The organism is Streptomyces sp. NPDC126499 (genome assembly GCF_040302485.1).
In the GTDB taxonomy this organism is placed as follows: Bacteria; Actinomycetota; Actinomycetes; order Streptomycetales; family Streptomycetaceae; genus Streptomyces.
The window spans coordinates 285,581-308,966 of sequence record NZ_JBEOUO010000010.1; the positions used below are offsets into that span (position 1 = coordinate 285,581).

17 protein-coding genes, 1 tRNA gene and 2 pseudogenes are annotated in these 23,386 nt (G+C 73.1%); 12 read left to right on the forward strand and 8 right to left on the reverse strand.

From position 1 onward, the window contains the following. Positions 1–16: 16 nt before the first annotated feature. The gene (locus ABTZ91_RS17990) at positions 17–775 is read right to left on the reverse strand and encodes an enoyl-CoA hydratase family protein (RefSeq protein WP_352078128.1); all 759 of its coding nucleotides are present in this window, start codon (positions 773–775) and stop codon (positions 17–19) included. A gap of 64 nt (positions 776–839) precedes the next feature. Here ABTZ91_RS17990 and ABTZ91_RS17995 point away from each other — a divergent pair. Both ABTZ91_RS17995 and ABTZ91_RS18000 read left to right on the forward strand, forming a co-directional pair. Then, positions 840–1,592: pseudogene (locus tag ABTZ91_RS17995) on the forward strand (SDR family oxidoreductase); the annotation flags it as partial. Positions 1,593–1,812: 220 nt separating this feature from the next. Then, on the forward strand, positions 1,813–2,691 hold the full coding sequence (locus ABTZ91_RS18000) for an SDR family oxidoreductase (RefSeq protein ID WP_352078130.1): 879 nt from the start codon (positions 1,813–1,815) through the stop codon (positions 2,689–2,691). Positions 2,692–2,989: 298 nt separating this feature from the next. Here ABTZ91_RS18000 and ABTZ91_RS18005 read toward each other — a convergent pair whose 3' ends face one another. After that, on the reverse strand, positions 2,990–4,960 hold the full coding sequence (locus tag ABTZ91_RS18005; RefSeq protein WP_352078131.1) for an ankyrin repeat domain-containing protein: 1,971 nt from the start codon (positions 4,958–4,960) through the stop codon (positions 2,990–2,992). Positions 4,961–5,016: 56 nt separating this feature from the next. Then, the gene (locus ABTZ91_RS18010; RefSeq protein ID WP_352078132.1) at positions 5,017–5,892 is read right to left on the reverse strand and encodes a hypothetical protein; all 876 of its coding nucleotides are present in this window, start codon (positions 5,890–5,892) and stop codon (positions 5,017–5,019) included. Between the two features lie 165 nt (positions 5,893–6,057). Between ABTZ91_RS18010 and ABTZ91_RS18015 the strand changes: the two genes are divergently transcribed. Next, positions 6,058–6,843, forward strand: coding sequence for a serine protease (locus tag ABTZ91_RS18015; protein ID WP_352078133.1), 786 nt, complete (start codon positions 6,058–6,060; stop codon positions 6,841–6,843). A gap of 54 nt (positions 6,844–6,897) precedes the next feature. On the opposite strand, the gene ABTZ91_RS18020 is transcribed toward ABTZ91_RS18015, so the two are convergent. Further along, positions 6,898–8,652 carry a beta-galactosidase family protein gene (locus ABTZ91_RS18020; protein WP_352078134.1) on the reverse strand — a complete coding sequence of 585 codons (1,755 nt, stop codon included), beginning with the start codon at positions 8,650–8,652 and terminating at the stop codon, positions 6,898–6,900. 104 nt (positions 8,653–8,756) lie between these two features. On the opposite strand from ABTZ91_RS18020, the gene ABTZ91_RS18025 reads away from it, so the two are divergent. The 6 genes and pseudogenes from ABTZ91_RS18025 to ABTZ91_RS18050 all read left to right on the forward strand — a co-directional run bounded on the left by ABTZ91_RS18025 (position 8,757) and on the right by ABTZ91_RS18050 (position 17,000). After that, positions 8,757–9,644, forward strand: a complete 888-nt coding sequence (locus tag ABTZ91_RS18025; protein WP_352078135.1) for an AraC family transcriptional regulator — start codon at positions 8,757–8,759, stop codon at positions 9,642–9,644. An 11-nt stretch (positions 9,645–9,655) separates the two neighbouring features. After that, positions 9,656–9,970 (forward strand): annotated as a pseudogene (locus ABTZ91_RS18030) (chorismate mutase); the annotation flags it as partial. A gap of 116 nt (positions 9,971–10,086) precedes the next feature. Then, positions 10,087–11,109 carry an asparaginase gene (locus tag ABTZ91_RS18035; RefSeq protein ID WP_352078137.1) on the forward strand — a complete coding sequence of 341 codons (1,023 nt, stop codon included), beginning with the start codon at positions 10,087–10,089 and terminating at the stop codon, positions 11,107–11,109. Positions 11,110–11,246: 137 nt separating this feature from the next. Then, a complete protein-coding gene (gene pepN / locus ABTZ91_RS18040) occupies positions 11,247–13,730 on the forward strand; it encodes an aminopeptidase N (protein ID WP_352078138.1) in 2,484 nt (827 codons plus the stop codon). A gap of 457 nt (positions 13,731–14,187) precedes the next feature. Beyond that, positions 14,188–15,558 carry an aminotransferase class V-fold PLP-dependent enzyme gene (locus tag ABTZ91_RS18045; RefSeq protein WP_352078139.1) on the forward strand — a complete coding sequence of 457 codons (1,371 nt, stop codon included), beginning with the start codon at positions 14,188–14,190 and terminating at the stop codon, positions 15,556–15,558. Continuing rightward, positions 15,555–17,000, forward strand: coding sequence for a SidA/IucD/PvdA family monooxygenase (locus ABTZ91_RS18050; protein ID WP_352078140.1), 1,446 nt, complete (start codon positions 15,555–15,557; stop codon positions 16,998–17,000). Before ABTZ91_RS18045 ends, ABTZ91_RS18050 begins: the two co-directional genes overlap by 4 nt. 20 nt (positions 17,001–17,020) lie before the next feature. On the opposite strand, the gene ABTZ91_RS18055 is transcribed toward ABTZ91_RS18050, so the two are convergent. After that, on the reverse strand, positions 17,021–18,817 hold the full coding sequence (locus tag ABTZ91_RS18055; protein ID WP_352078141.1) for a 5'-nucleotidase C-terminal domain-containing protein: 1,797 nt from the start codon (positions 18,815–18,817) through the stop codon (positions 17,021–17,023). Between the two features lie 214 nt (positions 18,818–19,031). Here ABTZ91_RS18055 and ABTZ91_RS18060 point away from each other — a divergent pair, with 214 nt between their 5' ends. Further along, positions 19,032–19,712: an SIMPL domain-containing protein gene (locus ABTZ91_RS18060; protein WP_352078142.1), complete on the forward strand. Its 681-nt coding sequence runs from the start codon at positions 19,032–19,034 to the stop codon at positions 19,710–19,712. Between the two features lie 146 nt (positions 19,713–19,858). Then, a complete protein-coding gene (pyk, locus tag ABTZ91_RS18065; protein WP_352078143.1) occupies positions 19,859–21,289 on the forward strand; it encodes a pyruvate kinase in 1,431 nt (476 codons plus the stop codon). A 4-nt stretch (positions 21,290–21,293) separates the two neighbouring features. Here the strand turns inward: pyk and ABTZ91_RS18070 are convergent, their stop codons facing one another. Continuing rightward, positions 21,294–22,076 carry a helix-turn-helix domain-containing protein gene (locus tag ABTZ91_RS18070; RefSeq protein WP_352078144.1) on the reverse strand — a complete coding sequence of 261 codons (783 nt, stop codon included), beginning with the start codon at positions 22,074–22,076 and terminating at the stop codon, positions 21,294–21,296. 110 nt (positions 22,077–22,186) lie between these two features. Continuing rightward, positions 22,187–22,259: transfer RNA gene (locus ABTZ91_RS18075), tRNA-Leu, on the reverse strand. Positions 22,260–22,358: 99 nt separating this feature from the next. Between ABTZ91_RS18075 and ABTZ91_RS18080 the strand changes: the two genes are divergently transcribed. Beyond that, positions 22,359–23,027, forward strand: a complete 669-nt coding sequence (locus ABTZ91_RS18080) for a response regulator (RefSeq protein ID WP_345489405.1) — start codon at positions 22,359–22,361, stop codon at positions 23,025–23,027. An 89-nt stretch (positions 23,028–23,116) separates the two neighbouring features. Here ABTZ91_RS18080 and ABTZ91_RS18085 read toward each other — a convergent pair. After that, a partial coding sequence (locus tag ABTZ91_RS18085) for an IS30 family transposase (protein WP_352078145.1) occupies positions 23,117–23,386 on the reverse strand: 270 nt, incomplete at its 5' end.

A 23,386-nucleotide genomic window follows, 5' to 3' on the forward strand; every position in this document is an offset into this window, starting at 1 on the left:
GTCATGGCCTGGTCGGTCACGCGCCCTCCTTCCGCCGGGAGGTGCCGAAGGTGCCGCGGACCCGGTCGGCGACCCCGCCGAGGCCCGCCTCGAAGGTGAAGCCCTGCTCGAAGCGGTAGCTGCGGCGCACGTCGACGGGATCGATGCCGTTGATGGCGGCCTTGGCGAGCCGGATCAGGGTGCCGTCCTTCGCCGCGATCTCGGCGGCCAGCTCCAGGGCCGCGCCCGCCAGTTCCGGGCGCGGCACCACCCGCCACACCGAGCCGTGGGCGTGCAGCTCGGCGGCGGTGACGGTGCGCGAGGTGTAGTACAGGGCGCGCATCAGGTGCTGGGGCACGAGCCGGGCCAGATGGGTGGCGGCGCCGAGCGCCCCCCGGTCGAGTTCGGGAAGGCCGAAGACGGCGTCCTCGGCGGCGACGATCGCGTCGGCGTTGCCGACGAGCCCGATGCCGCCGCCCAGGCAGTGGCCGGCGACCTCGGCGACGACCGGCACCGCGCAGTCGTAGACCGCGGCGAAGGCCTCCGCGCAGCCGTGGTTCACGCCGATGAGCGCGCCGTGGCCGGCATCGCGCTGGAGCTCCTTGACGTCCACGCCCGCGTTGAAGCCGCGGCCCTCGGCGGCCAGGACGACACAGCGGACCTCCGGGTCGCGCCCGGCGGCGCGGACGGCGTCGGCGAGCTCGAACCAGCCCCGTACCGGAAGGGCGTTGACGGGCGGGAAGTCGACGGTGACGCGGGCGACGCCCTCGTCCGGGCGTGAGGTGGAGACACCCATGAGCGGATCAGCTACCTTTCCACCAAACGTTTGTTAGGTCACGCTGGGAGGAAGGTAGCAGCCGATGGAGCTGGACGGGAGGGTCGCCGTCGTCACCGGCGGAACCCGCGGGGTCGGCGCGGGCATCGCCCGCGCCTTCCTGCGCGCCGGGGCCGAGGTCGTCGTCTGCGCCCGCAGACCCCCGGACCGGCCGGTCACGGGCGCCGGCCGCGCGGCCGTCTTCGAGGCCGTCGACCTGCGGCGCCCCGACGAGGCGACGGACCTCGTCGCCCGGATCGCCGAGCGGTACGGCCGGCTCGACACCCTCGTCAACAACGCCGGCGGCACCCCGTACCGCCTCCTCGACGACGGCGGGCCCGAACGGCACGCCAGGATCCTGGAGCTGAACCTCACCGCCCCGCTCGCGCTCTCCCTCGCCGCCCACCCAGCCCTGCGCGCCACCCGCGGCTCCGTCCTCATGATCGGCAGCGTCAGCGGCACCCGCCCCTCCCCGGGCACCGCCGCCTACGGCGCCGCCAAGGCCGGCCTGGAGAACCTCGCCCGCACCATGGCCGTCGAATGGGCCCCCGAGGTCCGCGTCAACACCCTCGTCCTCGGCATGGTCAGGACGGAGCTGTCCCGCCTGCACTACGGCGACGCCGAGGGAATCGCCGCCGTCGGCCGCACCGTGCCCCTGGGCCGGCTCGCCGAACCGGACGAGATCGGCGACGCCGCCGTCTTCCTCGCCTCCGACCGCGCCGCCTACGTCTCCGGAGCCTCCCTCCTCGTCCACGGCGGCGGGGAACGCCCCGCATTCCTGGACGCCGCGACCGCGAACAAGCCCGAACCGGCCGGCGCCGACCGCGACCCGGCCGACCGCGGACCGACCGACTCCGGCCCGGCCGCCCGCGAACCGACCGACCGCGACCTGACCGATCGCGAACCGACCGACTCCGGCCCGGCCGACCGCGAACCGGCCGACTCCGGCCCGGCCGACCGCGAACCGACCGACCGCCAACCGATCCGCCCCGGACCGACCGACCCCGAGGAGAACCGACATGGGACTGTGTGACGAACGAGTGGTCGTCGTGACCGGCGCCGGCCGCGGCCTCGGCCGCGCCCACGCGCTCGCCTTCGCCGCCGAGGGCGCCCGGGTCGTCGTGAACGACCTCGGCGTCGGCCTCGACGGCCGCCCCGGCCCCGGCAGCCCCGCCGCCCGGGTCGTCGACGAGATCCGCGCCGCCGGCGGCGAGGCCGTCGCCCACGGCGGCGACATCGCCACCGAGGAGGGCGCCGCCTCCCTCGTACGCACCGCCCTCGACACGTACGGACGCCTCGACACCCTCGTCAACAACGCCGGCTTCCTGCGCGACCGGATGCTCGTCAACCTCGACGAGGACGACTTCGACGCCGTCCTGCGCGTCCATGTGAAGGGCCACTTCCTGCCGCTGCGGAACGCCGCCGCGCACTGGCGAGCCGAGGCGAAAGCGGGCCGCCCGGTCACCGCCCGGGTGGTCAACACCACCTCCGGCGCGGGTCTGCTCGGCAGCGTCGGCCAGGGCAACTACGCGGCCGCCAAGGCCGGGATCGTCGCCCTCACCCTGGTCGCGGCGGCCGAGCTGGGCCGCTACGGGGTGCAGGTCAACGCCATCGCCCCGGCCGCCAGGACCCGGATGACCGAACACACCTTCGCGGACCTCGCCGCGCTCCCCGAGGACGTCTCGCCGCTGGTGGTCTGGCTGGGCTCGGCCGCCTCGGCCGGTGTCACCGGCCGCGTCTTCGAGGCGGAGGGCGGCCGCCTCACCGTGATGGAGGGCTGGCGCCCCGGCCCCACCGCCGACAAGGGCAGCCGCCACACCCCCGCCGAGGCGGGCGAGACGGCCCTGAAGCTGCTGTCACAGTCGCAGCCGCCCCACCCGGTGTACGGGGCTTCGTAGCCGGCCCTCGCCGGTCCACTCGCCGTCGTACTCCCCTGGGGGAGGGGGGAGGTGGGGCTGTGCGGCGCGACGCGTGCGAGTCGGCCGTCCGGCCGGTAGGCGTCAGCGGCACCATGGCGGGCGTGTGAGTCGGCTGCACGGCCGGTAGGCGTCAGCGGCACCATGGCGGGCGTGTGAGTCGGCTGCACGGCCGGTACGCGTCAGCGGCAGCGCGGCGGGCGTGCGAGTCGGCTGCACGGCCGGTACGCGTCAGCGGCACCATGGCGGGCGTGTGAGTCGGCTGCACGGCCGGTACGCGTCAGCGGCACCGTGGCGTCGTCCACTCCAGACGGGTCCTGATCCGCGGATCCCGTACGTGTTCGAGGGCGGCCAGGGCCGTCTCGCGCGGCGCGCCCTCGGGATCCCCGTCGGCGAGGATCCGCGCCAGCGCCTCGACGGCCCGCGGATCCTGACGGATCGCCAGACCCCGAGCGGCCTCGGCGGCGGCATCAGGGTCCGGATCGCCCAGCCGGGCGGCGAGCGCCTCGCGCACGACGGGCGTGTCCACGGGAAGCTCGGCGAGCGCGAGGGTCGCCCAGTCCCTGACCCGGGGATCGTGGTCCCGGCTCAACCCGACCAGGACCGCCACGGCCTCCCCGTCCCCCGGAGGCACCAGCCCGGTCAGCGACGCGGCCACCTGCCGCCGCACCTCGGCCTCGGGATGCCCGGCGAACCGCAGCAACTCGGGCACCACCCGCGGGTCTCCGCACTCCCCGAGCGCGAAGACGACGGCGAGCACGAGCTCACGCTCGGCGCCTGGCGTCGCGGGGCGCGGCGGGACGCCGGGCCCACCGGGGGGCGCGGCGCCCTGGCGCCGCGGGCCGCCCGCCGGGAACGGCCCGCCCATCGGCTCCTCCGTGCGGTGCCCGTGCGAGGCGGGTTCGTCTGTGACGGGAGACGGGGTGCCGTGCCCGGGCGGGTTCGCCGAGGGCAGGCCGCCGCCGGGGCGGGGGCCGTCCGCTGCGGGCCTGCCCGGGGCTTCGTGCGGTCGGGGGCTGCTCGATGCCGGTTCGCCCTCAGCCGTCCCTGCGCGCGGGCCGCCACCGGCAGGCCCGCCCGAAGCCGCGCCCAGCCCCGGGCCGTCGGCCGCATGGCCTCCCGCGCCCCCTTCCGGCCGAGGGTCGTTCGCGGTGTGCCCATCGGCGGCGGCCGAAGCCGCGCCCAGCCCCGGGCCGCCCGCCGCATGGCCACCCGCACTCACCTCCGGCCGAAGGTCGTCCCCCGGGGGCACGGCCACCGTCTCGGACACCTCCCGGGCCAGGCGGCGCAGGACCGGGACCGCGCTCGGGCGGAGGGTCGGCGGCAGGGCGGCGAGGACGCGGGTGCCCAGGGCGCGGCGGAGGGGATCAGGGCTCGCACACCAGGCGGTGGCGGTGGTGAGGGCCGTCTCGTCGGCGCGGTCGGCGAGGGCGGTGACCGCCGTCAGCCAGTCGTCCCGGTCGGACGCGCCGCAGCGCAGCGCGCGGTCGGCCAGTTCCTCAGGTGGGACGCGGATTCCGAGGGCCGCCTCCAGGAGGGTGGCGATGGCGGCGTGGCTCGTCTGGCGTTCGTCGCCGCGGCTCGGCGCGCCGTCCTCGCGCAGCAGCTCGACGACCACGGTCACGCCGCCGTCCTCCGGCACCCGCCGCACCACCGCCTCGTACGTGTCCCCGGCGCCGCCGCTCTCCACGAGCCCGCGCCGCAGCACCGCCGCCATGTCGGCGCCGATCCACCGCCGGGCCTCGGCCAGTGCCTCCTGGAGGACGGCGCGGTCGCGGCCGGCACCGTGGTCGAGCAGGGCGCGGACGGCGGAGGCGGAGCCGCGGCGCGCGGCTGCGGTCAGCGGGGCGAGCCCGTCGGGGCCCGGCCGGTCGGGATCGGCGCCCGCCTCCAGGAGCGCCCGCACCACCTCGGTGTGCCCGAGCCGCACCGCCCAGGCCAGGGCGGTGAACCCGTACGCCTCCTCCTGGTCCGGCTCCGCGCCCGCCGCGAGCAGCGCCCGCACGACCTCGGCGTGGCCGCCGCACGCCGCCCCGCACAGCGGCAGGTCCCCGTCGTCCTCGCCGCTCGCGCGCCCCGGATCGGCCCCGGCGGCCAGCAGCACCCGCACCGCGACGGGACGGTTCGCGACGGCCGCGCGGTACAGCGGGGTCTCCCCGTGCTCCCGGGCCTCCGGATCGGCCCCCTCCCGCAGGGCCCGGACCAGCCCGTCGTCGTCCCCGTCCACGAGCGCGTCGAACACCTTGCTCATGCGCCGAGCCTCACCCGAACGGCACGAATGGCGCAAATGCATTCCACGGCGCGTCGTTACGGTGCGCACTCCAGGACCGTCCGGCACACCCCGCACCGCGCCTTCACCCGCCGCCCCGGCGCCGGCCCCTTCCCCGGCGCCCGCCCCATCCGCAGCCGTTGCCCGCACACCGGGCAGGGGAAGACGCCGTCCGCCGTGCCCCGGGCGCGCCGCCGCGCGGCCCAGCCGGCGCCGGCGAGCGGCGGACGCCGCCAGTCGCGGGCGGCCTCCTCCCGGCCGCGCACCCACGCCTCGTACGCCACCGCGCTGGTGAACCACGGCGAGGGGTCCTCGCCGAACGCCTCGGCCCGCTTGGCCAGCACGTAGCCGAACTCCTCCGGCGTCAGATAGCCGAGCTTCTGCCCGGACACGCCGTCCTGCCGGAAGGCGTCCAGGAGCAGCCAGCCCGCGCCGAGGTACGTGGTGACGACGTCCGTCAGGATCTCGTTCTCGGCGGTCGTGGGGAAGGCGAGCCCCAGGCGGTGCAGCAGCACATGGGTGACCTCGTGGGCGAGGGCGGCGCCGATGTCGCGGCGGTGGGTGCGGAAGCGGTCGTTCAGCTCGACGCAGTACTCCGGACCCGCCGTCAGCTCCACGCTCGCCGCGTGCTCCATGGCGCGAAAGCCCACGACCACCCGGGCGTCGGGAAGCCGCAGATGGCGGACGAGGGCGCGGGCGGCGCGCTGGGCACCGAGGCGCGGGCCGTCGTCGCTGTCGTCCACGGCCGCGTCCAGGGCCGCGTCCACGGCCACGTCCGCGGCCGGAACGCTGGTGTCGTAGCGGCGTACGCCATCGGGGGACAGGCGCCGGTAGAGCGCGGCGATCGAGGCGCGAACCGTGTCGAGGTGCGGGAAACCGCGGACGACCCGGAAGACTTCATCGCTGTGCGCCATACCGGACCACCCCCCGTACGACAGGGTACGGGTGCCGTCCCGCGTCCCCCGTCTGGCCGAAAAGGCCTCCTTGTGACCCCCGTTGGGCGCTCCCCATAATCCGGACCAAGTCTTGACGGGCGCATGCCATCAAGGTCAACCCCCCATGAAAGAAGGCCGTCTCGTATGAAGAAGAACAGACTGGTTCGCGCACTGCAGAAACTCGCCGCGGCCGGCGCGGTCGTCCTCGCCGCCGTCAGCCTCCAGCCCACCACCACCGCCTCGGCCGCCCCCGCGCCGGTCGTCGGCGGCACCCGCGCCGCCCAGGGCGAGTTCCCCTGGATGGTCAGGCTCTCCATGGGCTGCGGCGGCTCCCTGATCACCCCTCAGATCGTCCTCACCGCGGCGCACTGCGTGAGCGGCTCCGGCAACAACACCAGCATCACCGCCACCGCCGGAGTCGTGGACCTCCAGTCCAGCAGCGCCATCAAGGTCCGGTCGACCAAGGTCTACCAGGCCCCCGGCTACAACGGGCAGGGCAAGGACTGGGCCCTCGTCAAGCTCGCCTCGCCCATCACCAGCCTGCCCAACCTGAAGATCGCCGAGACCACCGCGTACAACAGCGGCACCTTCTCCGTCGCCGGCTGGGGCGCCACCCGCGAGGGCGGCTCGCAGCAGCGGTACCTGCGCAAGGCGACCGTCCCGTTCGTCTCCGACGCCGACTGCCAGTCCGCCTACGGCAGCTCCCTCGTCCCCGGCGAGGAGATCTGCGCCGGCTACAACCAGGGCGGCGTCGACACCTGCCAGGGCGACTCCGGCGGCCCCATGTTCCGCAAGGACAACGCCGGCGCCTGGATCCAGGTCGGCATCGTGAGCTGGGGCGAGGGCTGCGCCCGCCCGGGCTACCCCGGCGTCTACACCGAGGTCTCGACCTTCGCCGCCGCGATCAAGTCGGCCGCGGCGACGCTCTGACCGCGAGAGCGGTACCAGGTGCCCGGGGCCGGCCGGCCCCGGGCACCTCGCCGCTCACGCCAGTTCCATCGCGTCCCCCGCCCCGCCCTCCAGCTCAAGCACCCACACCTCGTTCGCGCCCTCCCGCAGCACCGGGCCCGGCACGAACAGCGACTCCTGTGGGCCCGTGCTCCAGTAGCGCCCCAGGCAGAAGCCGTTGACCCACACGAAGCCGCGGGTCCAGCCCGGCAGGCGCAGCGCCGCGTCACCGGGGGAGGGGACCGCCACCGTGCCCCGGTAGAGCCCCGGCCCCGCGTCGCCGGACACGGGACCGCACGGCACCTTCGCCACCGCCTCCGCCTCGAACGCGTCCAGCCGCAGGCCCCGCGCCCGTACGCCGTGCAGATACTGCCGCTCGTGCCGCACCCCGCCCGTGACGCCCTTCGCCTCGGCCAGCCGCGGCCCGTAGTTGACCCGGCCCAGCGACTCCACCCACAGCTCCACCACCGCCGGCCCGGCCACCGGCTCCGCCAGCTCCGCCTCCTCCGTGTCGAGGACCCCGGCCAGGACCCCGTCCACGTACACCGTCGCCCGGTCCCGCAGCCCCGACACCGCCAGCGGGTACGGCTGCCGCGGCCCCGGCACCTCCATCCGGTAGCGGACCAGGCCCCGGTCCACGCCCAGCTCCTCGAAGGTCGGCGGCAGCGGCGCACTCCGCTCCTCGTCGCCGAGCACCTCGAGGACCTCAGCGAGCGGCGCCCAGCCGTCCACCGCGCCCGCCGCCGGCGCCCCGATCCGCGCCGGCGGCTCCGGAACCTCCGGCAGCGGCCCCTCCGCGTACGCGGCGAGCACCTCGCGGAAGAGCCAGAACTTCTCCGTCGGCAGCCCCGCCTCGTCGACCGGCGCGTCATAGTCGTACGAGGTCACCGTCGGCCGCAGCGCGCCCCCGTGCAGCCGCCCCGCCCGGTTCGCCCCCGCCCACCCGGCGAAGTTCGTCCCGCCGTGCGCCATGTACACGTTGACCGACGCCCCGCACTCCAGGATCTCCCGCAGCGCCGCCGCCGCGTCCGCCGCGTCCCGCCCCACGTGCTCCCGCCCCCAGTGGTCGAACCAGCCGCACCAGAACTCCATGCACATCAGCGGCCCCGTCGGCCGGTGCCGGCGCAGCACGCCGAACGCCTCGCGCGCCCCCGACCCGAAGTTCGCCGTCGCGAGCACCCCCGGCACCGAACCGCCCGTCAGCATGTGGTCCTCCGGGCCGTCCGAGGTGAACAGCGGCACCTCCACCCCGCACGCCACCAGCAGGTCCGCCATGCGCCGCAGATACCCCGCGTCCGTGCCGTAACTGCCGTACTCGTTCTCCACCTGCACCATCACCACCGGGCCGCCCCGCCCGATCTGCCGCTCCACCACCTGCGGAAGCAGCCGGCGGAACCAGCGCTCCACGTGCCCCAGGTACTCCTCGTCCTCCGTCCGCACCCGCCGCCCGAGCCGCCCCGTCAGCCAGTGCGGAAGCCCGCCGTTCTCCCACTCGGCGCAGATGTACGGTCCCGGCCGCACGATCGCCCACATCCCGGCCCGCGCCACCGCGTCCAGGAACCGGCCGAGCGCCCCCACGTCCCCGTACCGGCCCGGCTCCGGCTCGTACAGGTTCCACGGCACGTACGTCTCGACACAGTTGAGGCCCATCGCCCGCAGCATCCCGAGCCGGTGGTCCCACTGCTCCTCGTGCACCCGGAAGTAGTGCAGCGCCCCCGACAGCAGCCGCACCGGCCTGCCGTCGAGAAGAAAGTCCTCGTCACCCACCACGAATTGGCTGAACTCGCTCATGCGCCTCACCCTCACCTCTGGCGGCGGACCGGTCCATGGACAAAGATCGTGGCGGTTTGGACGTTCAGTACGAGTCAGATCGAGGTCGGGGAGGCGGTCGCGCCGTGTATCACACCTGGATGCGCTACTTCACGCCCGGGCCCGTCCACCACCGCCTGGGCCTGGTCTGCCTCGGCGTCGGACTCCAGCACGGCGCCCTGCCCACCGTCGGCCCGCGCACCCTCGACCACCACGTCGCCGTCGTCGTCAGCTCCGGCGGCGGCTGGTACCGGGGACCCGACGGCCGCCGCACCACCGTCACCGCGCCCGCCCTGATCTGGCTCACCCCCGGCGTACCGCACCACTACTCCGCCGACCCCGGCACCGGCTGGGACGAGTCCTTCGTCGACTTCTCCGGACCCGCCACCGCCACCTACACCGAACTCGGCTACATCGAACCCGACCGGCCCGTCGTCCCCCTCTCCGACGCGGCCCCCGCCCGCGCCGCCATCGCCCGCATCGCCCGCGCCGCCCGCCCCGGCAACCCCCTCCTGGAGGTCGAGACCGGCGCCGCCGTCCACGAACTCCTCGTCGCCCTGCGCCGGGCCCGCGCCGACACCAACGCCGACGGCGACCCCGTCCTCGCCGCCCTGGCCCGCGACGCCTTCAGCCGGCTGACCGTCGCCGAACACGCCGCCCGGCACGGCATGACCGCCGCCGAACTGCGCACCGCCGTCCGCCGCGCGGCCGGCTGCAGCCCCAAGGACTACCTCCTGACCGTCCGCCTCGGCCGCGCCAAGGAACTCCTCGCCGGCACCGACCTGCCGGTCGCCGCCGTCGCCCGCCGCGTCGGCTACGACGACCCCGCCTACTTCTCCCGGCTCTTCACCCGCCGGGTCGGCACCGCCCCCATCCGCTTCCGCGAACAGCAGGGCAGGAGCGTGCCGGGCGGCTGGAGCCACACCGTTCCGGATCCCGAACACCCGCCGACGATCGTCACCGGATCCGGATAGGCTCGCTGGTCATGAGCGAGATCGACGAGTCCGTACGGGCCGAGCTGACCCGACTGCGCGAGAGCATCGACAACATCGACGCGGCGGTGGTCCACATGCTCGCCGAGCGCTTCAAGTGCACCCAGCAGGTCGGCGTCCTCAAGGCCAAGCACCACCTGCCGCCCGCCGACCCGGCCCGCGAGGCCCGCCAGATCGCCCGGCTGCGGGAACTCGCGGAGAGCGCGAGACTGGACCCGGCGTTCGCGGAGAAGCTGCTGAACTTCATCATCGCGGAGGTCATCCGCCACCACGAGACGATCGCCGACGGAACGGTCCCGGACGCGGCGGCCTCGGACGGAACGGTCGCGGACGGAACGGTCGCCGAGGCGGCAGCCGGGACGGAGGCGACGGTCGGGACGGACGCGGCGGTCGCGGACACAGCGCTGACGGACGGAGCACGCTGATGGCCCGCGTCACCGTCTTCACCCTCGGGGGGACGATCTCCGCGCGGGGCGGTGACGCGGCCCGCATGACCGGCACGGAGGTGCTCGCCGGACTCGGCGTCGCCCCCGCGCCCACCGGCGCCCCCGCCGCTCCCTCCGGCCTGGACGTCGAGCTCCGCGACTTCCGCCGCGTCCCCAGCTCCTCCCTCTCCTTCGAGGACCTCACCGCCCTCGCCGCCGAGGTCACCGAAACGGTCGCCGCCGGCTCCGGCGTGGTCGTCGTCCAGGGCACCGACACCCTGGAGGAGACCGCCTTCCTCCTCGACCTGCTGTGCACCACCGAGCAGCCAATCGTCGTCACCGGCGCCATGCGCCGCCCCGACCTGCCCGGCGCCGACGGCCCCGCCAACCTGGCCGCCGCCCTCGCCGTCGCCGCCGACCCCGGCTGCCGGAACCTCGGCGTCCTGGTCGTCCTCGCCGACGAGATCCACGCCGCCCGCTTCGCCCGGAAGTCCCACACCACCTCCGTGGCCACCTTCACCTCACCCGGAGCCGGCCCCCTCGGCGCCGTCGTCGAGGGCCGGCCGCGCATCCTGCTCCGCCCGGCCGTCCCCACCCGGCTCTGCCCGCTCCACTTCGACCCCTCCCTCCGGGTCGCCCTGCTCACCCTCTCCGTCGGCGACCGCGGCGAACTCCTGGAGACCGTCGCCGAGCGGTACGACGGCCTGGTCGTCGCCGCCTTCGGCGCCGGACACGCGCCCGCCTGGCTCGTCGACCCGCTCGCCGCCCTCACCACGCGCATGCCCGTCGTCCTCGCCTCCCGCACGGGCGCCGGCGCCACCCTCTCCCACACCTACCGCGGCCCCGGCTCCGAGTCCGACCTGCTGCACCGCGGCCTGATCCCGGCCGGACCCCTCCCGCCCGCCAAGGCCCGGCTGCTGCTGCACGCCCTGCTCTCCAGCGGCGCCCGGGGCCCCGCCGGCTACGACCGCCCCCGCATCACCGCCGCCTTCGCGCACCTGGACGGTACGGGCCGGGCCTGAGCCGCCTGCCGCACCGGGCCTGAGCCTCGCGCCGAGCATGAGCCCCCTGCGGCCGCGCCCCTGGCGGAGCCGTATCGCTTCCCGCGTAATCCCGCACCCCCCTCCCGGGGCCGCAGGGCATCGGGCAGCATGGGCCCATGTCCGTACTGACGCGCGACGAAGCGCAGACCCGTGCCCAGCTCCTCGACGTCCACCACTACACCGTGGGCCTCGACCTCACCACCGGCGACGAGACCTTCGAGTCCACCAGTCTCATCCGCTTCACCGCCCGCGCCGCCGGGGACACCTTCGTCGAGCTCAAGCCGGAAACCCTCCACTCCGCCGTCCTCGACGGAGAGCCGCTCGACACCACGGCCCTGCACGACAACCGGCTCCCGCTCACCCTCACCGAGGGCGAGCACACCCTCCGCGTCAGCACCACCATGCGCTACTCGCGCACCGGCGAGGGCATGCACCGCTTCACCGACCCCACCGACGGCGAGACGTACGTCTACACCCAGCTGTTCATGGAGGACGTCCAGCGCGTCTTCGCCGCCTTCGACCAGCCCGACCTCAAGGCCGTCTTCGAGGTCTCCGTCACCGCACCCGACGGCTGGACCGTCCTCGCCAACGGCATCACCGAACAGCAGCCCGACGGCCGCTGGAAGGCCGCCCCCACCCCCCTGCTCTCCACCTACTTCGTCTGCGTCGCCGCCGGACCCTGGCACTCCGTCCGCACCGAACACGCCGGCCTGCCCTTCGGCATCCACTGCCGCCGCTCCCTCGCCCCCCACCTCGACGCCGACGCCGACGAGATCCTCGACGTCACCAAGGCCTGCTACGACCGCTACCACGAGAAGTTCGACGAGCCGTACCCCTTCGACTCGTACGACCAGGCCTTCGTCCCCGAGTTCAACGCGGGCGCCATGGAGAACCCCGGACTCGTCACCTTCCGCGACGAGTTCGTCTTCCGCTCCGCCGTCACCGACACCGAGCGGATGACCCGCGCCATGGTCATCGCCCACGAGATGGCCCACATGTGGTTCGGCGACCTCGTCACCCTGCGCTGGTGGGACGACATCTGGCTCAACGAGTCCTTCGCCGAGTACATGGGCTTCCAGACGGTCAACGAGGCCTGCGCCGACCGCTTCGCCGACACCTGGATCGACTTCGGCGTCACCCGCAAGTCCTGGGGCTACGAGGCCGACCAGCGGCCCTCCACCCACCCCGTCGCACCCGACCCGGACGCCGTCCCCGACACCGCGTCCGCGCTCCTCAACTTCGACGGCATCTCCTACGCCAAGGGCGCCTCCGCACTGCGCCAGCTCGTCGCCTGGATGGGGGAGGACGACTTCCTCGCCGGCATCAACATCCACTTCAAGCGCCACAAGTTCGGCAACGCCACCCTCGCCGACTTCATCGACAACCTGGCCGCCGCGACCGACCGCGACGTCCACGGCTGGGCCGAGCAGTGGCTGCGCACCACCGGCGTCGACACCCTCACCCCGCGCCTGGAGGGCGAGGGCAAGCAGTGGCGGCTCACCGTGGACCGCGACGGCAGCAGGCCGCACCGGATCCGCGTCGGCGTCTACGACCGCGACGCGGCCGGCGAGCTGGTGCCGCGCGAGCGCGTCTGGGCCGACGTGCCGCAGGAGGCGCCGATCGTGCTCGACGGCCCGCGCCCGGCGCTCGTCGTCCTCAACGAGGACGACCTCACCTACGCGAAGATGCGCTTCGACGAGGTGTCGGAGGAGGCCGCGCTGCGCTCCCTCTCCCGCATCCCGGACGCCCTCACCCGCGCGGTCGTCTGGAACGCGCTGCGCGACATGGTCCGCGACGGCGAACTGGAACCCGCCGCCTACCTGGAGACCGCCCTCGCGCACCTCGGCGAGGAGACCGAACTCGCCGTCGTCCAGGGCGTGCTGTCCTTCGCCCGGACCCAGATCGCCGACCGTTACGTGCCCGAGGCCGACCGCCCCGCCGCCCTCGCCACCCTCACCGCCCTCACCCGCGACCTGCTGCGCCGCACCGAGGACGGCGACTCGCCGGGCCTGCGCCTCACGGCCGTCCGCACCTTCATCGACAGCGCCACCACCCCCGCCAAGATCGCCTCCTGGCTGGAGGACGGCACCGTCCACGGCGGACCCGAGCTCGACCCGGAGCTCCGCTGGCGCATCCTCGCCCGCCTCGCCGTCCTCGGCGCCACCGACGAGGCCGCCATCGCCGCCGAACTCGACCGCGACCCCAGCGCCACCGGCCAGGAGGGCGCCGCCCGCTGCCGGGCCGCCCTGCCCACCCCGGAGGCGAAGAAGGCCGCCTGGTCGGCCATGTTCGACTCCGACGACCTGTCCAACTACCTGTTCACGGCCACCGCCCAGGGCTTCTGGCAGCCCGAGCAGTCCGACCTCACCCACCCCTACGTCGCCCGCTTCTACCCGGCCGCCACCGCCCTCGCCGACCGCCGCGGCCCCGCCATCGCCGAGGCGGCGGGCCGCTGGGCCTTCCCCTCCTACGCGATCGACCCCGACTCCCTGGCCCTCGGCGACCACCACCTCACCCACGACGCGATGCTCCCGGCCCTCCACCGCAAGCTCGTCGACCAACTGGACGACCTGCGCAGGGCCCTGCGGGTACGGGGGTAACGGGCCCGGGGCCCGGGGGAGGGGGCCGCCCCGGGACCGGGGCCCCGGGTCGGGCGTCGGGCCCGGGACCTAGGGTCGGGCGTCGGGCCCGGGCCCTGCCTGTGGCCCGGCCGTGGCCCGGCCGGGCGGCCCGGGGACCTGGGTCCCGTACAGGGCCGTGACCCTGGCCCGGGACCGGCGCCCGGCCCGGGGACCTGGGCCCCGCACAGGGCCGTGGCCCTGGCCCGGGACCGGCGCCCCGACCCAGACCCGGCGCCCGGCCCCGGCCCGGCCCCTGGACCCGGCCCCGGCACTCCGCCGGTCCGGCCTGCCGGGCCTGTCCCCGGTCCCGGGCTCGGCCACCCCACCACCCCACCCCACCCCTCCGTCCAGCCCACCCCACCCCCCTGTCCCCCGTTCGGGTCACACCCCCGCACTCCTCGGACACACCGCCCACAACCCCGGCACCCTGTCGTCCATGCGTGCCGCACCCCTCGCCGGAGGCGTATCCGGGCCCGACGTACTCCGGTCTCTGCTGGACACCGTCCTCGACGCACTCCGCGCCGGCGCCGAGCACCGCGGCGCCCCGCTCCCCGCCGGCGGGCCGGCGGCCGTCACCGGGCAGGTGCGCGGCCTCCGCCCCGCGCTGCCCGAGCAGGGCACCGGCGCCGACGAGGCACTGCGGAGCGTCGTGCACGCGCTCGCCGCCGGCGCCGCCGACCCCGCCCACCCCCTGTGCGCGGCGCACCTCCACACCCCGCCGCTCGCCCTCGCCGTCGCCGCCGACCTCGCCGCGTCCGCGCTCAACCCCTCGATGGACTCCTGGGACCAGGCCCCCGCCGCCTCCGCGCTCGAAGCCCTCGTCACCGCCGCCCTCGCCGCCGAGGTCTTCCCCACCGCACCCCGCCCCGACGCCCTCGTCACCACCGGCGGCACCGAGTCCAACCAGCTCGCCCTCCTCCTCGCCCGGGAACGGCACGGCACCGTCCACGCCGTCGTCGGCGCCAACGCCCACCACTCCTTCCACCGCGCCGCCTGGCTCCTCGGCCTGCCCCGGCCCGTCACCGTCCCCGCCCCCAACGGCACCATCGACCCGGTCGCCCTCGACGAGGCCCTCACCGACCTCCCCGGCCCCCTCCTCGTCGCCGCCACCGCCGGCACCACCGACGCCGGACTCATCGACCCGCTCCCCGAGATCGCCGACCTGTGCGCCACGCACGGCGCCGACCTGCACGTGGACGCCGCCTACGGCGGCCCCGTCCTGTTCAGCGCCCCCCACCGCCCCCTCCTCACGGGCCTCGACCGAGCCCGTACCGTCACCGTCGACCTCCACAAACTCGGCTGGCAGCCCGCCGCCGCCGGACTCCTCGCCGTACAGGACGCCACCGACCTCGCCCCACTCGGCCACACCGCCGACTACCTCAACGCCGACGACGACACCGACGCCGGACTCCCCGACCTCCTCGGCCGCTCCCTGCGCACCACCCGCCGCCCCGACGTCGTCAAGACCGCCGTCACCCTGCGCGCCCTCGGCCGCACCGGCCTCGGCGCACTCGTCGACGCCTGCATGGCCCGCGCCCGCGACCTGGCCGACCTCGTCGAGAAGACCCCCGCCCTGGAGCTGTACGCCCGCCCCACCCTGACGACCGTCCTCTTCCGGCCGCACGGCGCCCCCGACACCACCGTCGCCAAGACCCGCCGCACCCTCCTCACCGAAGGCCGCGCCGTCCTCGGCCGCGCCACCGCCGACGGCCGGCTGTGGCTCAAGGCCACCCTGCTCAACCCCCACGCCACCCCCGGCGACCTCGAAGAGATCATCACCCTCGTGGAAGGCAGCACCCCCCGATGACCGGCAGCACCGGCGGCACCGCCAGCACCCCCCAGCACGACACCGACCGCCCCTACGACCTCGTGGGCGTCGGCATCGGCCCCTTCAACCTCTCCCTCGCCGCCCTCGCCCACGGCGTCCCCGGCGGCCTCGCGACCGCCTTCTACGAACAGAGCCCCGCCTTCCACTGGCATCCCGGACTCCTCATCGACGGCGCCACCCTCCAGGTCCCCTTCCTCGCCGACCTCGTGACCCTCGCCGACCCCGCGAACCCCTGGACCTTCCTCAACTACCTCAAGAGCCGCGACCGGCTCTTCCCCTTCTACTTCGCCGAGAAGTTCCACATCCAACGCGCCGAATACGACGCCTACTGCCGCTGGGTCAGCGGCCTCGTCCCCGGCCTCCACTTCGGCCACCAGGTCGACTCCGTCCGCTGGAACCCCGAACGCCGCCTCTTCGAAGTCGACTTCACCCAGCTCGACACCGACGGCGAAGCCGCGGCCCTGGGCCGCTCCTACGCCCGCAACGTCGTCCTCGGCGTCGGCACCGAACCGTACGTCCCCGAACCCCTCAGACCCCTCGCCGACGCCCCCGGCGTCCCCGTCATCCACTCCGCCGACTACCTCACCCACCGCGACCGACTGCTCGCCGCCGGACACGTCACCGTCATCGGCTCCGGCCAGTCCGGCGCCGAAGTCTTCCTCGACCTCCTCCGCGCCCGCCCCGCCGGAGCCGAGAAACTCCACTGGCTCGCCCGCACCGAGGCCTTCGCACCCATGGAGTACTCCAAACTGGGCCTGGAGCACTTCACCCCCGACTACACCCGCTACTTCCACGCCCTGCCCGAACACGTCCGCGGCGAACTCGTCCCCCGCCAATGGCAGCTGCACAAGGGCATCGACGCCGACACCATCGCCGCCATCCACGACGAGCTCTACCGCCGCACCCTCCACGGCGGCTGGCCCGACGCCGTCCTCACCCCCGGCGTCCGCGTCCGCACCGCGGGACGCGTCGCCACCACCCAGGTCGAACTCCACCTCGAACACATCCAGCAGAACACCCGCTCCCGCCTCACCACCGACGCCGTCGTCCTCGCCACCGGCTACCGCGAACGCCCCGTCGACCGCATGCTCGCCGGACTCGACCCGTACCTCCGCCACGACTCCGCCGGCCGCGCCAGGATCGACGCCCACTACCGACTCGTCCTCGACGACTCCGTCACCGGCTCCGTCTACGTCCAGAACGCCGAGAAGCACACCCACGGCGTCGGCGCCCCCGACCTCGGCCTCGCCGCCTGGCGCAGCGCCGTCATCCTCAACTCCCTCACCGGCAAGGAGCCCTACCCGCTGCCCCGCCGCACCGCCTTCACCACCTTCGGCCTGGACGCGCGAGAGGCGCCGGGCATTCCGGCCCAGGGCCAGGCCCAGGACCGGAAGCTGACGCCTCTCACTCAGAACATCTGACCGACGAGAACGCCGACCGACTAGAACACCGGCACGCCGTCCCGCGTCAGCCTCCAGCCCACCGACGCGAAGACGGCCGGATCCACCGTGCCCTTCGCCTTCACCCACTGGATGATGGTGTTGCGGATCTCCTCCGAGTTCGCCCACAGCTGCTCGGCCCCCGCGACGTGCGGGAACGCGCCGCCGCCGCTCGCCCGGTAGTTGTTCACCGCGAGCACGAACCGCGCCGCCGGATCCAGCGGCCTGCCCTCGAACGACAGGTTCACGATCCGCTGACCCACCGGCCTGGCGATGTCGATGTCGTACGTCAGACCGGACACCGCGTCGTAGTTGTAGTCCGGAGTGCCCTCCGCGTTCGTCAGCTTCGCGGTGTCGACCGGCGCGCCCGCCGGCGTTCGGACGTAGTACTTCGCCGAGTACTCCAGGTAGTCCTTCAGCTGCGCGCCCGTCAGCAGACGCGCCTCCAGCGTGTTCTCGAACGGGTAGAGCGCGGCCGCGTCCCGGATCGTGACCTGCCCCGCCGGAATACGAGCCGTACGCGAGAAGCACGACGCCTGCGACAGCACCGGCAGGTCCGCGTAGGCCCCGCCGGCCAGCGCCGCCTTCACCGTCTCCGCCTGCACCACGTTGATCAGGTCGATGATCGGCTCGTCCTTCCACGGCGCGTCCGCCGTGGTCATGGCCGCGGTGGACGTGCCGATCACCTGGTTGACGTACGCGACGACCTTCTTGTGCTCGTCCGCCAGCAGCCCCGTGATCTCCGGATCCTCCGGCACCGTGTTCGAGTTCAGCACACGGGCACCGACCTTCTCGACGACCCAGCGCCCCTTCTCCCACACCAGGTCGAAGTCGAAGAGCGTCAGCCGCTGCCCCCACTTCAGCGGCTCGGACAGCACGACGTCCTTGCCCGTCTCCTTGTTGGTCACCCGGTACTCCGGGATCTCGGTGTGGGCGTGCCCCACGAGAATCGCGTCGATCCCCGGCACCTGCTCCGCGACCAGACCCGCCGCGTTCTCGACGTACGGCAGCTGGTCACCGTACGAGGACGTGCCGCTGGAACCCGAATGCGCCGACACGATCACCACGTCGGCACCCATGGAACGCAGCTTCGGCACCCACTTCGCCGCCTGCTCCTCCAGACCCGGGAACACCATCCTGCCGCTGACGTTCGCCTTGTCCCAGATCGCGATGCCCGGGTTGGTCAGACCGAGCACGGCGACCTTCACGTCACGGCCGTGCGGGGTGCGCATCCGGTGCATGCTGTACGGCGGGAAGGCCGGCCGCAGCGTCTTCGCGTCCAGCGCGTTCGCGCCGAGCAGCGGAAAGTCGCACTGCTCCTGGAACTTCCGCAGCACCGGGATGCCGTAGTTGAACTCGTGGTTGCCGAGCGCGGCCGCGTCGTAGCCGATGGCGTTCATGGCCTGCGCCATGGGATGCACGGGGCCGCCGGCCTCGGTGATCGGGTCGACCTTGGCGTAGTAGTACGACAGCTGCGTGCCCTGGATGGTGTCACCGGCGTCGATGAGGAGCGTGTTGCACTCACCCTTCTCCGCACGCACCTGGTTCACCAGCGTCGAGATCTTGGCGAGACCGACGTCGTTGTGGGCCTTGTCGTCGAACTCCTTGTCGGTGAAGTAGTCCCAGTTGAAGACGTTCCCGTGCAGGTCCGTCGTGCCCATCACGGTGAACGAGTACCGCTTGGCCGGCCGGGGGCGGGCTTCGCCGGCCTCGGCCGGGGCGGCGAGCCCGGCGGTGAGAGCGGCTCCGGCTCCGACGGCGGCGGAGCCCTCCAAGAAGGTCCGGCGGTTCAGCGGCATGTGATGTCTCCCCTTGTGTACAGCGCTGCCATGGCGCACAACGCGCGTAGATTCTGGCTCAGACCACACCGCCGCAACAGCCCTCCAGGGTTACGGAGTGGGAAAGTGTTCGACAGACGCCAAGGGACTCAAGGGACTCAAGGGACTCAACGGGCGTCAAGGGACGTTGACGGACGTCGACAGACATCGACGCGCGAATGCGGAGGAGCCGGCCATGACCACACCACACCACCCCACCCCCGACACGCCCCACGTCACCGTCCGCGGCGAAGCCCACCTCGACGTCGAACCCGAACTCGCCCGCATCGGCGTGACCGTACGCGCCAGAGGCACCGACCGCTCCGACGTCCTCGCCGCCCTGACGGCCCGCAATGCCGAGGCCATCACCCTGCTCACGTCGTACGGAGAAGCCGTCACCGCCCTGGAGACCGGCGCCCTCTCCGTCACCCCCGAACCCGCCCGCCACGGCCGCGGCGAACGCGTACGCGGCTACCAGGGCTGGGTCCACCTCACCGCCGAACTCACCGACGTCACCGCCCTCGGCGAACTCGTCACCCGCCTCGCCGACCTCGAATGGACCCGCGTCGACGGCCCCTGGTGGTCCCTGCGCCCCGACTCCCCGGCCCACGCCCAAGCGCGCCGCCAGGCCGTACGCGAAGCCGTGCGCCGGGCACGCGAATACGCCGAGGCCCTCGACTCGTCCCTGGTGGCCCTCCTCGAACTCTCCGACACCGGACTCGGCCCCGGCCTGCCCACCCCCATGGGCGGCGGCATGCGCATGGCCTTCGCCGCCGAGACCGCCGAAACACCCGCCCCGCTCGACCTGGAACCGCAGCGGCAGACCGTCACCGCCGAGGTCACCGCACGCTTCGTCATGAGCCCGCCCGCACTGTGAGACAGCCCCGCCCCGGCCCCGTAAACCGCTCATCAGAGCAAGTCACCGCACAGATTCAAGACTTGTCAACAACCTTTCACGCGAAGGTTGTTGAGTCGTCATGCCGAGCCCCTTCGCTACCCACCGGTAAGCCCTAGGCTCGCCTCATGCGCCGAGCAAAAATCGTCTGCACCCTTGGGCCCTCCACCGGAACATACGACCAGATCAAGGCATTGGTCGAAGCCGGAATGGACGTCGCCCGCCTCAACCTCAGCCACGGCGACTACGCCGACCACGAGGAGCGCTACCGGCACGTCCGCAAGGCCGCCGACGAAACCGGCCGCAGCGTCGGCATCCTCGCCGACCTTCAAGGCCCGAAGATCCGCCTCGGCCGATTCCGCGAAGGACCCGTACTCCTTGAACGCGGGGACGACTTCACCATCACCGTCGAACCCACCGAAGGCGACCAGCACCACTGCGGCACCACCTACCCCGGCCTCGCCGGCGACGTCACCCCCCGCGAACGCATCCTCGTCGACGACGGCCGCGTCACCCTCGAAGTCACCTCCGTCGACGGCCCCCGCGTCCACACCCGCGTCCTCGAAGGCGGCATCGTCTCCGACAACAAGGGCCTCAACCTCCCCGGCGTCGCCGTCTCCGTCCCCGCCCTCTCCGACAAGGACGTCGACGACCTCCGCTGGGCCCTGCGCACCGGCGTCGACGTCATCGCCCTCTCCTTCGTCCGCAGCGGCCGCGACATCGACGACGTCCACCGCATCATGGACGAGGAGGACCGACGCGTCCCCGTCATCGCCAAGATCGAAAAACCACAGGCCGTCGACAACATCGACGACATCGTCGCCGCCTTCGACGGCATCATGGTCGCCCGCGGCGACCTCGGCGTCGAAATGCCCCTGGAACAGGTCCCCATCGTCCAGAAGCGGGCCGTCAAACTCGCCAAGCGCAACGCCAAGCCGGTCATCGTCGCCACCCAGATGCTCGACTCGATGATCGACAACTCCCGCCCCACCCGCGCCGAAGCCTCCGACGTCGCCAACGCCGTCATCGACGGCACCGACGCCGTCATGCTCTCCGGCGAGACCAGCATCGGCAAATACCCCATCGAGACCGTCCGCACCATGAGCCGGATCGTCGAAGCCGCCGAAGAAGACATCCTCGCCAAGGGCCTCCCACCCCTCACCGAACGCAACAAACCCCGCACCCAGGCCGGCGCCGTCGCCCGCGCCGCCGCCGAGATCGGCGACTTCCTCGAAGCCAAGTTCCTCGTCGCCTTCACCCAGTCCGGCGACACCGTCAAACGCCTCTCCCGCTACCGCTCCCCGATCCCCCTCCTCGCCTTCACCCCCGACCCGGCCACCCGCTCCCAGCTCAACCTCACCTGGGGCGTCGAAACCTTCCTCGGCCCCCACGTCGACTCGACCGACGCCATGGTCGCCCAGGTCGACGAGGAACTCCTGCGCATCGGCCGCTGCCGTAAGGGCGACATCGTCGTCATCACCGCCGGCTCACCCCCGGGAGTGGCGGGCTCCACCAACATGGTCCGCGTCCACCACATCGGGGACCCGGTGACGGGCTGAGGGGTCAGTACTTGGGGCCGACATGGGCGTCCATGAGGGCGACGGAGGCTTTGCGGGCGACGGAGATGTTGAGCGGGTCGCCACCTCGGCTGAGCGTCGTCCACTCGACACCCAGCGCGTCGAGGGTGTCCGTGTAGAGCTGCCGGATGTCGTCCGACTTGTTGGTGAAGAAGTACCGGGGATACTCGTACCGCCTGCGCTCGCCGCCGACGAGGCGGGTGGTCCAGTTGGTGATCCGGCACCCGTCGGAGTGGATGAGGCCCCGGATCAAGTCCCAGGGGTGGGCGCTGACGATCTCCTGCTGCCAGCCCTCGAGGACGATGCGTCGCTCGTGCTTCCTGCCGGGGCCATGCTGCGGGAAAAGGCATTTCCAGTGCCGGCCATAGCTGGTGACGGCGACACACCCCTGCTTCCTGAGGACGCAGACGCTTCCTTCGGGACGTACGGCCAGAACCGCCTCCCGGCATGCCTCGATCAACCCCGGCCAGGCATCGGCGCAGGCGATGCGGAGATGGTGCCCGCCCCGGGGGTGGTCGCTGATGCAGCCGTCGCCGAGGTAGAGGCCGAGGAGGTAGGCGTACTGGGCCATGGCGTCAGGCATGCCCGGTGCGGGGCGGCATCTTGGGCAGGGAGAAGCGTGCGCGGCGATATGAGGCAGAGGCTCCAGGCGTATCCGCCAACTGCGGATGGCAGCTCGGGAGATCCCGGTCTGCTTGCTGACCGCATTGAGGCTGCGGCCCTGGGCTACAAGAGACAGCGCCCGTTTGCGCGTCGCCATGTCGTACATGCGGTCGAGCGTGGTTGCTTCATTCCGGCCGCGTGGCCCGATCGGTCATCTTTCACACGCGCTGGTGAAGATCGCCAAGCGTTCCCGCTACCTTGGAATCGAAGGTGCAGTGCCCCGGGTGGGATTCGAACCCACGCTGTATGGTGTTTGAGACCATCGCCTCTTCCGCTGGGCTACCGGGGCTCCTTCGAAACGAAGGTCAGTGGCAACCTGCTGTGTCTCAAACATACAGGACCTAGGTAGGCTCAGGTAGCAGTACCTGCCCCGCAACGAGGAGCCCCCGTGACCGCCCCCGAGTCGCCCCAGCCCGTCGCCGACGACGACGCCGCCACCGCGTCCCACGTCCCGCCGCTGACGACCCGCGTCGTCATCGCCGAGGACGAGGCCCTCATCCGTCTCGACCTCAAAGAGATGCTGGAGGAAGAGGGCTACACCGTCGTCGGCGAGGCCGGCGACGGGGCCACGGCCGTCGAGCTGGCCCGGGAGCACAAGCCGGACCTGGTGATCCTTGACGTGAAGATGCCCGTCCTGGACGGCATCTCGGCGGCCGAGAAGATCGCCGGCGAGTCCATCGCCCCGGTCCTCATGCTCACCGCCTTCTCGCAGCGCGAGCTCGTCGAGCGCGCCCGGGACGCCGGCGCCATGGCGTATCTGGTGAAGCCGTTCAGCAAGAGCGACGTCGTGCCGGCCATCGAGATGGCCGTCTCCCGCTTCGCCGAGCTGCGCGCCCTGGAGAAGGAGGTCGCCGACCTCTCGCAGCGCCTGGAGACCCGCAAGCTGGTCGACCGGGCCAAGTCGATCCTCCAGACGCAGTACGGGCTGACCGAGCCCGCCGCGTTCCGCTGGATCCAGAAGACGTCCATGGACCGCCGCATGTCGATGCAGCAGGTCGCCGAGGCGGTCATCGAGGACGCCGAGGAGAAGAAGGCCGCGAAGGCCAAGGAGCAGTAGTCCGTACGGACGGTTCGAAACGGTACGAAGAAGGCCCGCCCCACGTCACGGTGCTTTCTAGGGGTCGTTGCAACACGTGGTCGTGTTGATCAGGCCGCGAGCAGTTTATGCAGGCGCTCGGCTGGGGTTTCCCAGCCGAGCGTTTTGCGTGGGCGGCCGTTGAGTTCGGCGGCGACGGTGTCCAGGTCGTCGCGGGTGTGGACCCTCAGGTCGGTGCCCTTGGGGAAGTACTGCCGGAGCAGGCCGTTGGTGTTCTCGTTCGATCCGCGCTGCCAGGGGCTGGCCGGGTCGCAGAAGTAGACCGGGATGTCGGTGGCGACGGTGAACTCGCGGTGACGTCCCATCTCGCAGCCCTGGTC

Excerpts from the sequence above, each read along its gene's own strand:
- ABTZ91_RS17990 (WP_352078128.1), bottom strand. The coding sequence starts at position 775 with ATGGGTGTCTCCACCTCACGCCCGGACGAGGGCGTCGCCCGCGTCACC.
- ABTZ91_RS18000 (WP_352078130.1), top strand. The coding sequence starts at position 1,813 with ATGGGACTGTGTGACGAACGAGTGGTCGTCGTGACCGGCGCCGGCCGC.
- ABTZ91_RS18005 (WP_352078131.1), bottom strand. The coding sequence starts at position 4,960 with ATGAGCAAGGTGTTCGACGCGCTCGTGGACGGGGACGACGACGGGCTG.
- ABTZ91_RS18010 (WP_352078132.1), bottom strand. The coding sequence starts at position 5,892 with ATGGCGCACAGCGATGAAGTCTTCCGGGTCGTCCGCGGTTTCCCGCAC.
- ABTZ91_RS18015 (WP_352078133.1), top strand. The coding sequence starts at position 6,058 with ATGAAGAAGAACAGACTGGTTCGCGCACTGCAGAAACTCGCCGCGGCC.
- ABTZ91_RS18020 (WP_352078134.1), bottom strand. The coding sequence starts at position 8,652 with ATGAGCGAGTTCAGCCAATTCGTGGTGGGTGACGAGGACTTTCTTCTC.
- ABTZ91_RS18035 (WP_352078137.1), top strand. The coding sequence starts at position 10,087 with ATGGCCCGCGTCACCGTCTTCACCCTCGGGGGGACGATCTCCGCGCGG.
- pepN (WP_352078138.1), top strand. The coding sequence starts at position 11,247 with ATGTCCGTACTGACGCGCGACGAAGCGCAGACCCGTGCCCAGCTCCTC.
- ABTZ91_RS18045 (WP_352078139.1), top strand. The coding sequence starts at position 14,188 with ATGCGTGCCGCACCCCTCGCCGGAGGCGTATCCGGGCCCGACGTACTC.
- ABTZ91_RS18050 (WP_352078140.1), top strand. The coding sequence starts at position 15,555 with ATGACCGGCAGCACCGGCGGCACCGCCAGCACCCCCCAGCACGACACC.
- ABTZ91_RS18055 (WP_352078141.1), bottom strand. The coding sequence starts at position 18,817 with ATGCCGCTGAACCGCCGGACCTTCTTGGAGGGCTCCGCCGCCGTCGGA.
- ABTZ91_RS18060 (WP_352078142.1), top strand. The coding sequence starts at position 19,032 with ATGACCACACCACACCACCCCACCCCCGACACGCCCCACGTCACCGTC.
- pyk (WP_352078143.1), top strand. The coding sequence starts at position 19,859 with ATGCGCCGAGCAAAAATCGTCTGCACCCTTGGGCCCTCCACCGGAACA.
- ABTZ91_RS18070 (WP_352078144.1), bottom strand. The coding sequence starts at position 22,076 with ATGTACGACATGGCGACGCGCAAACGGGCGCTGTCTCTTGTAGCCCAG.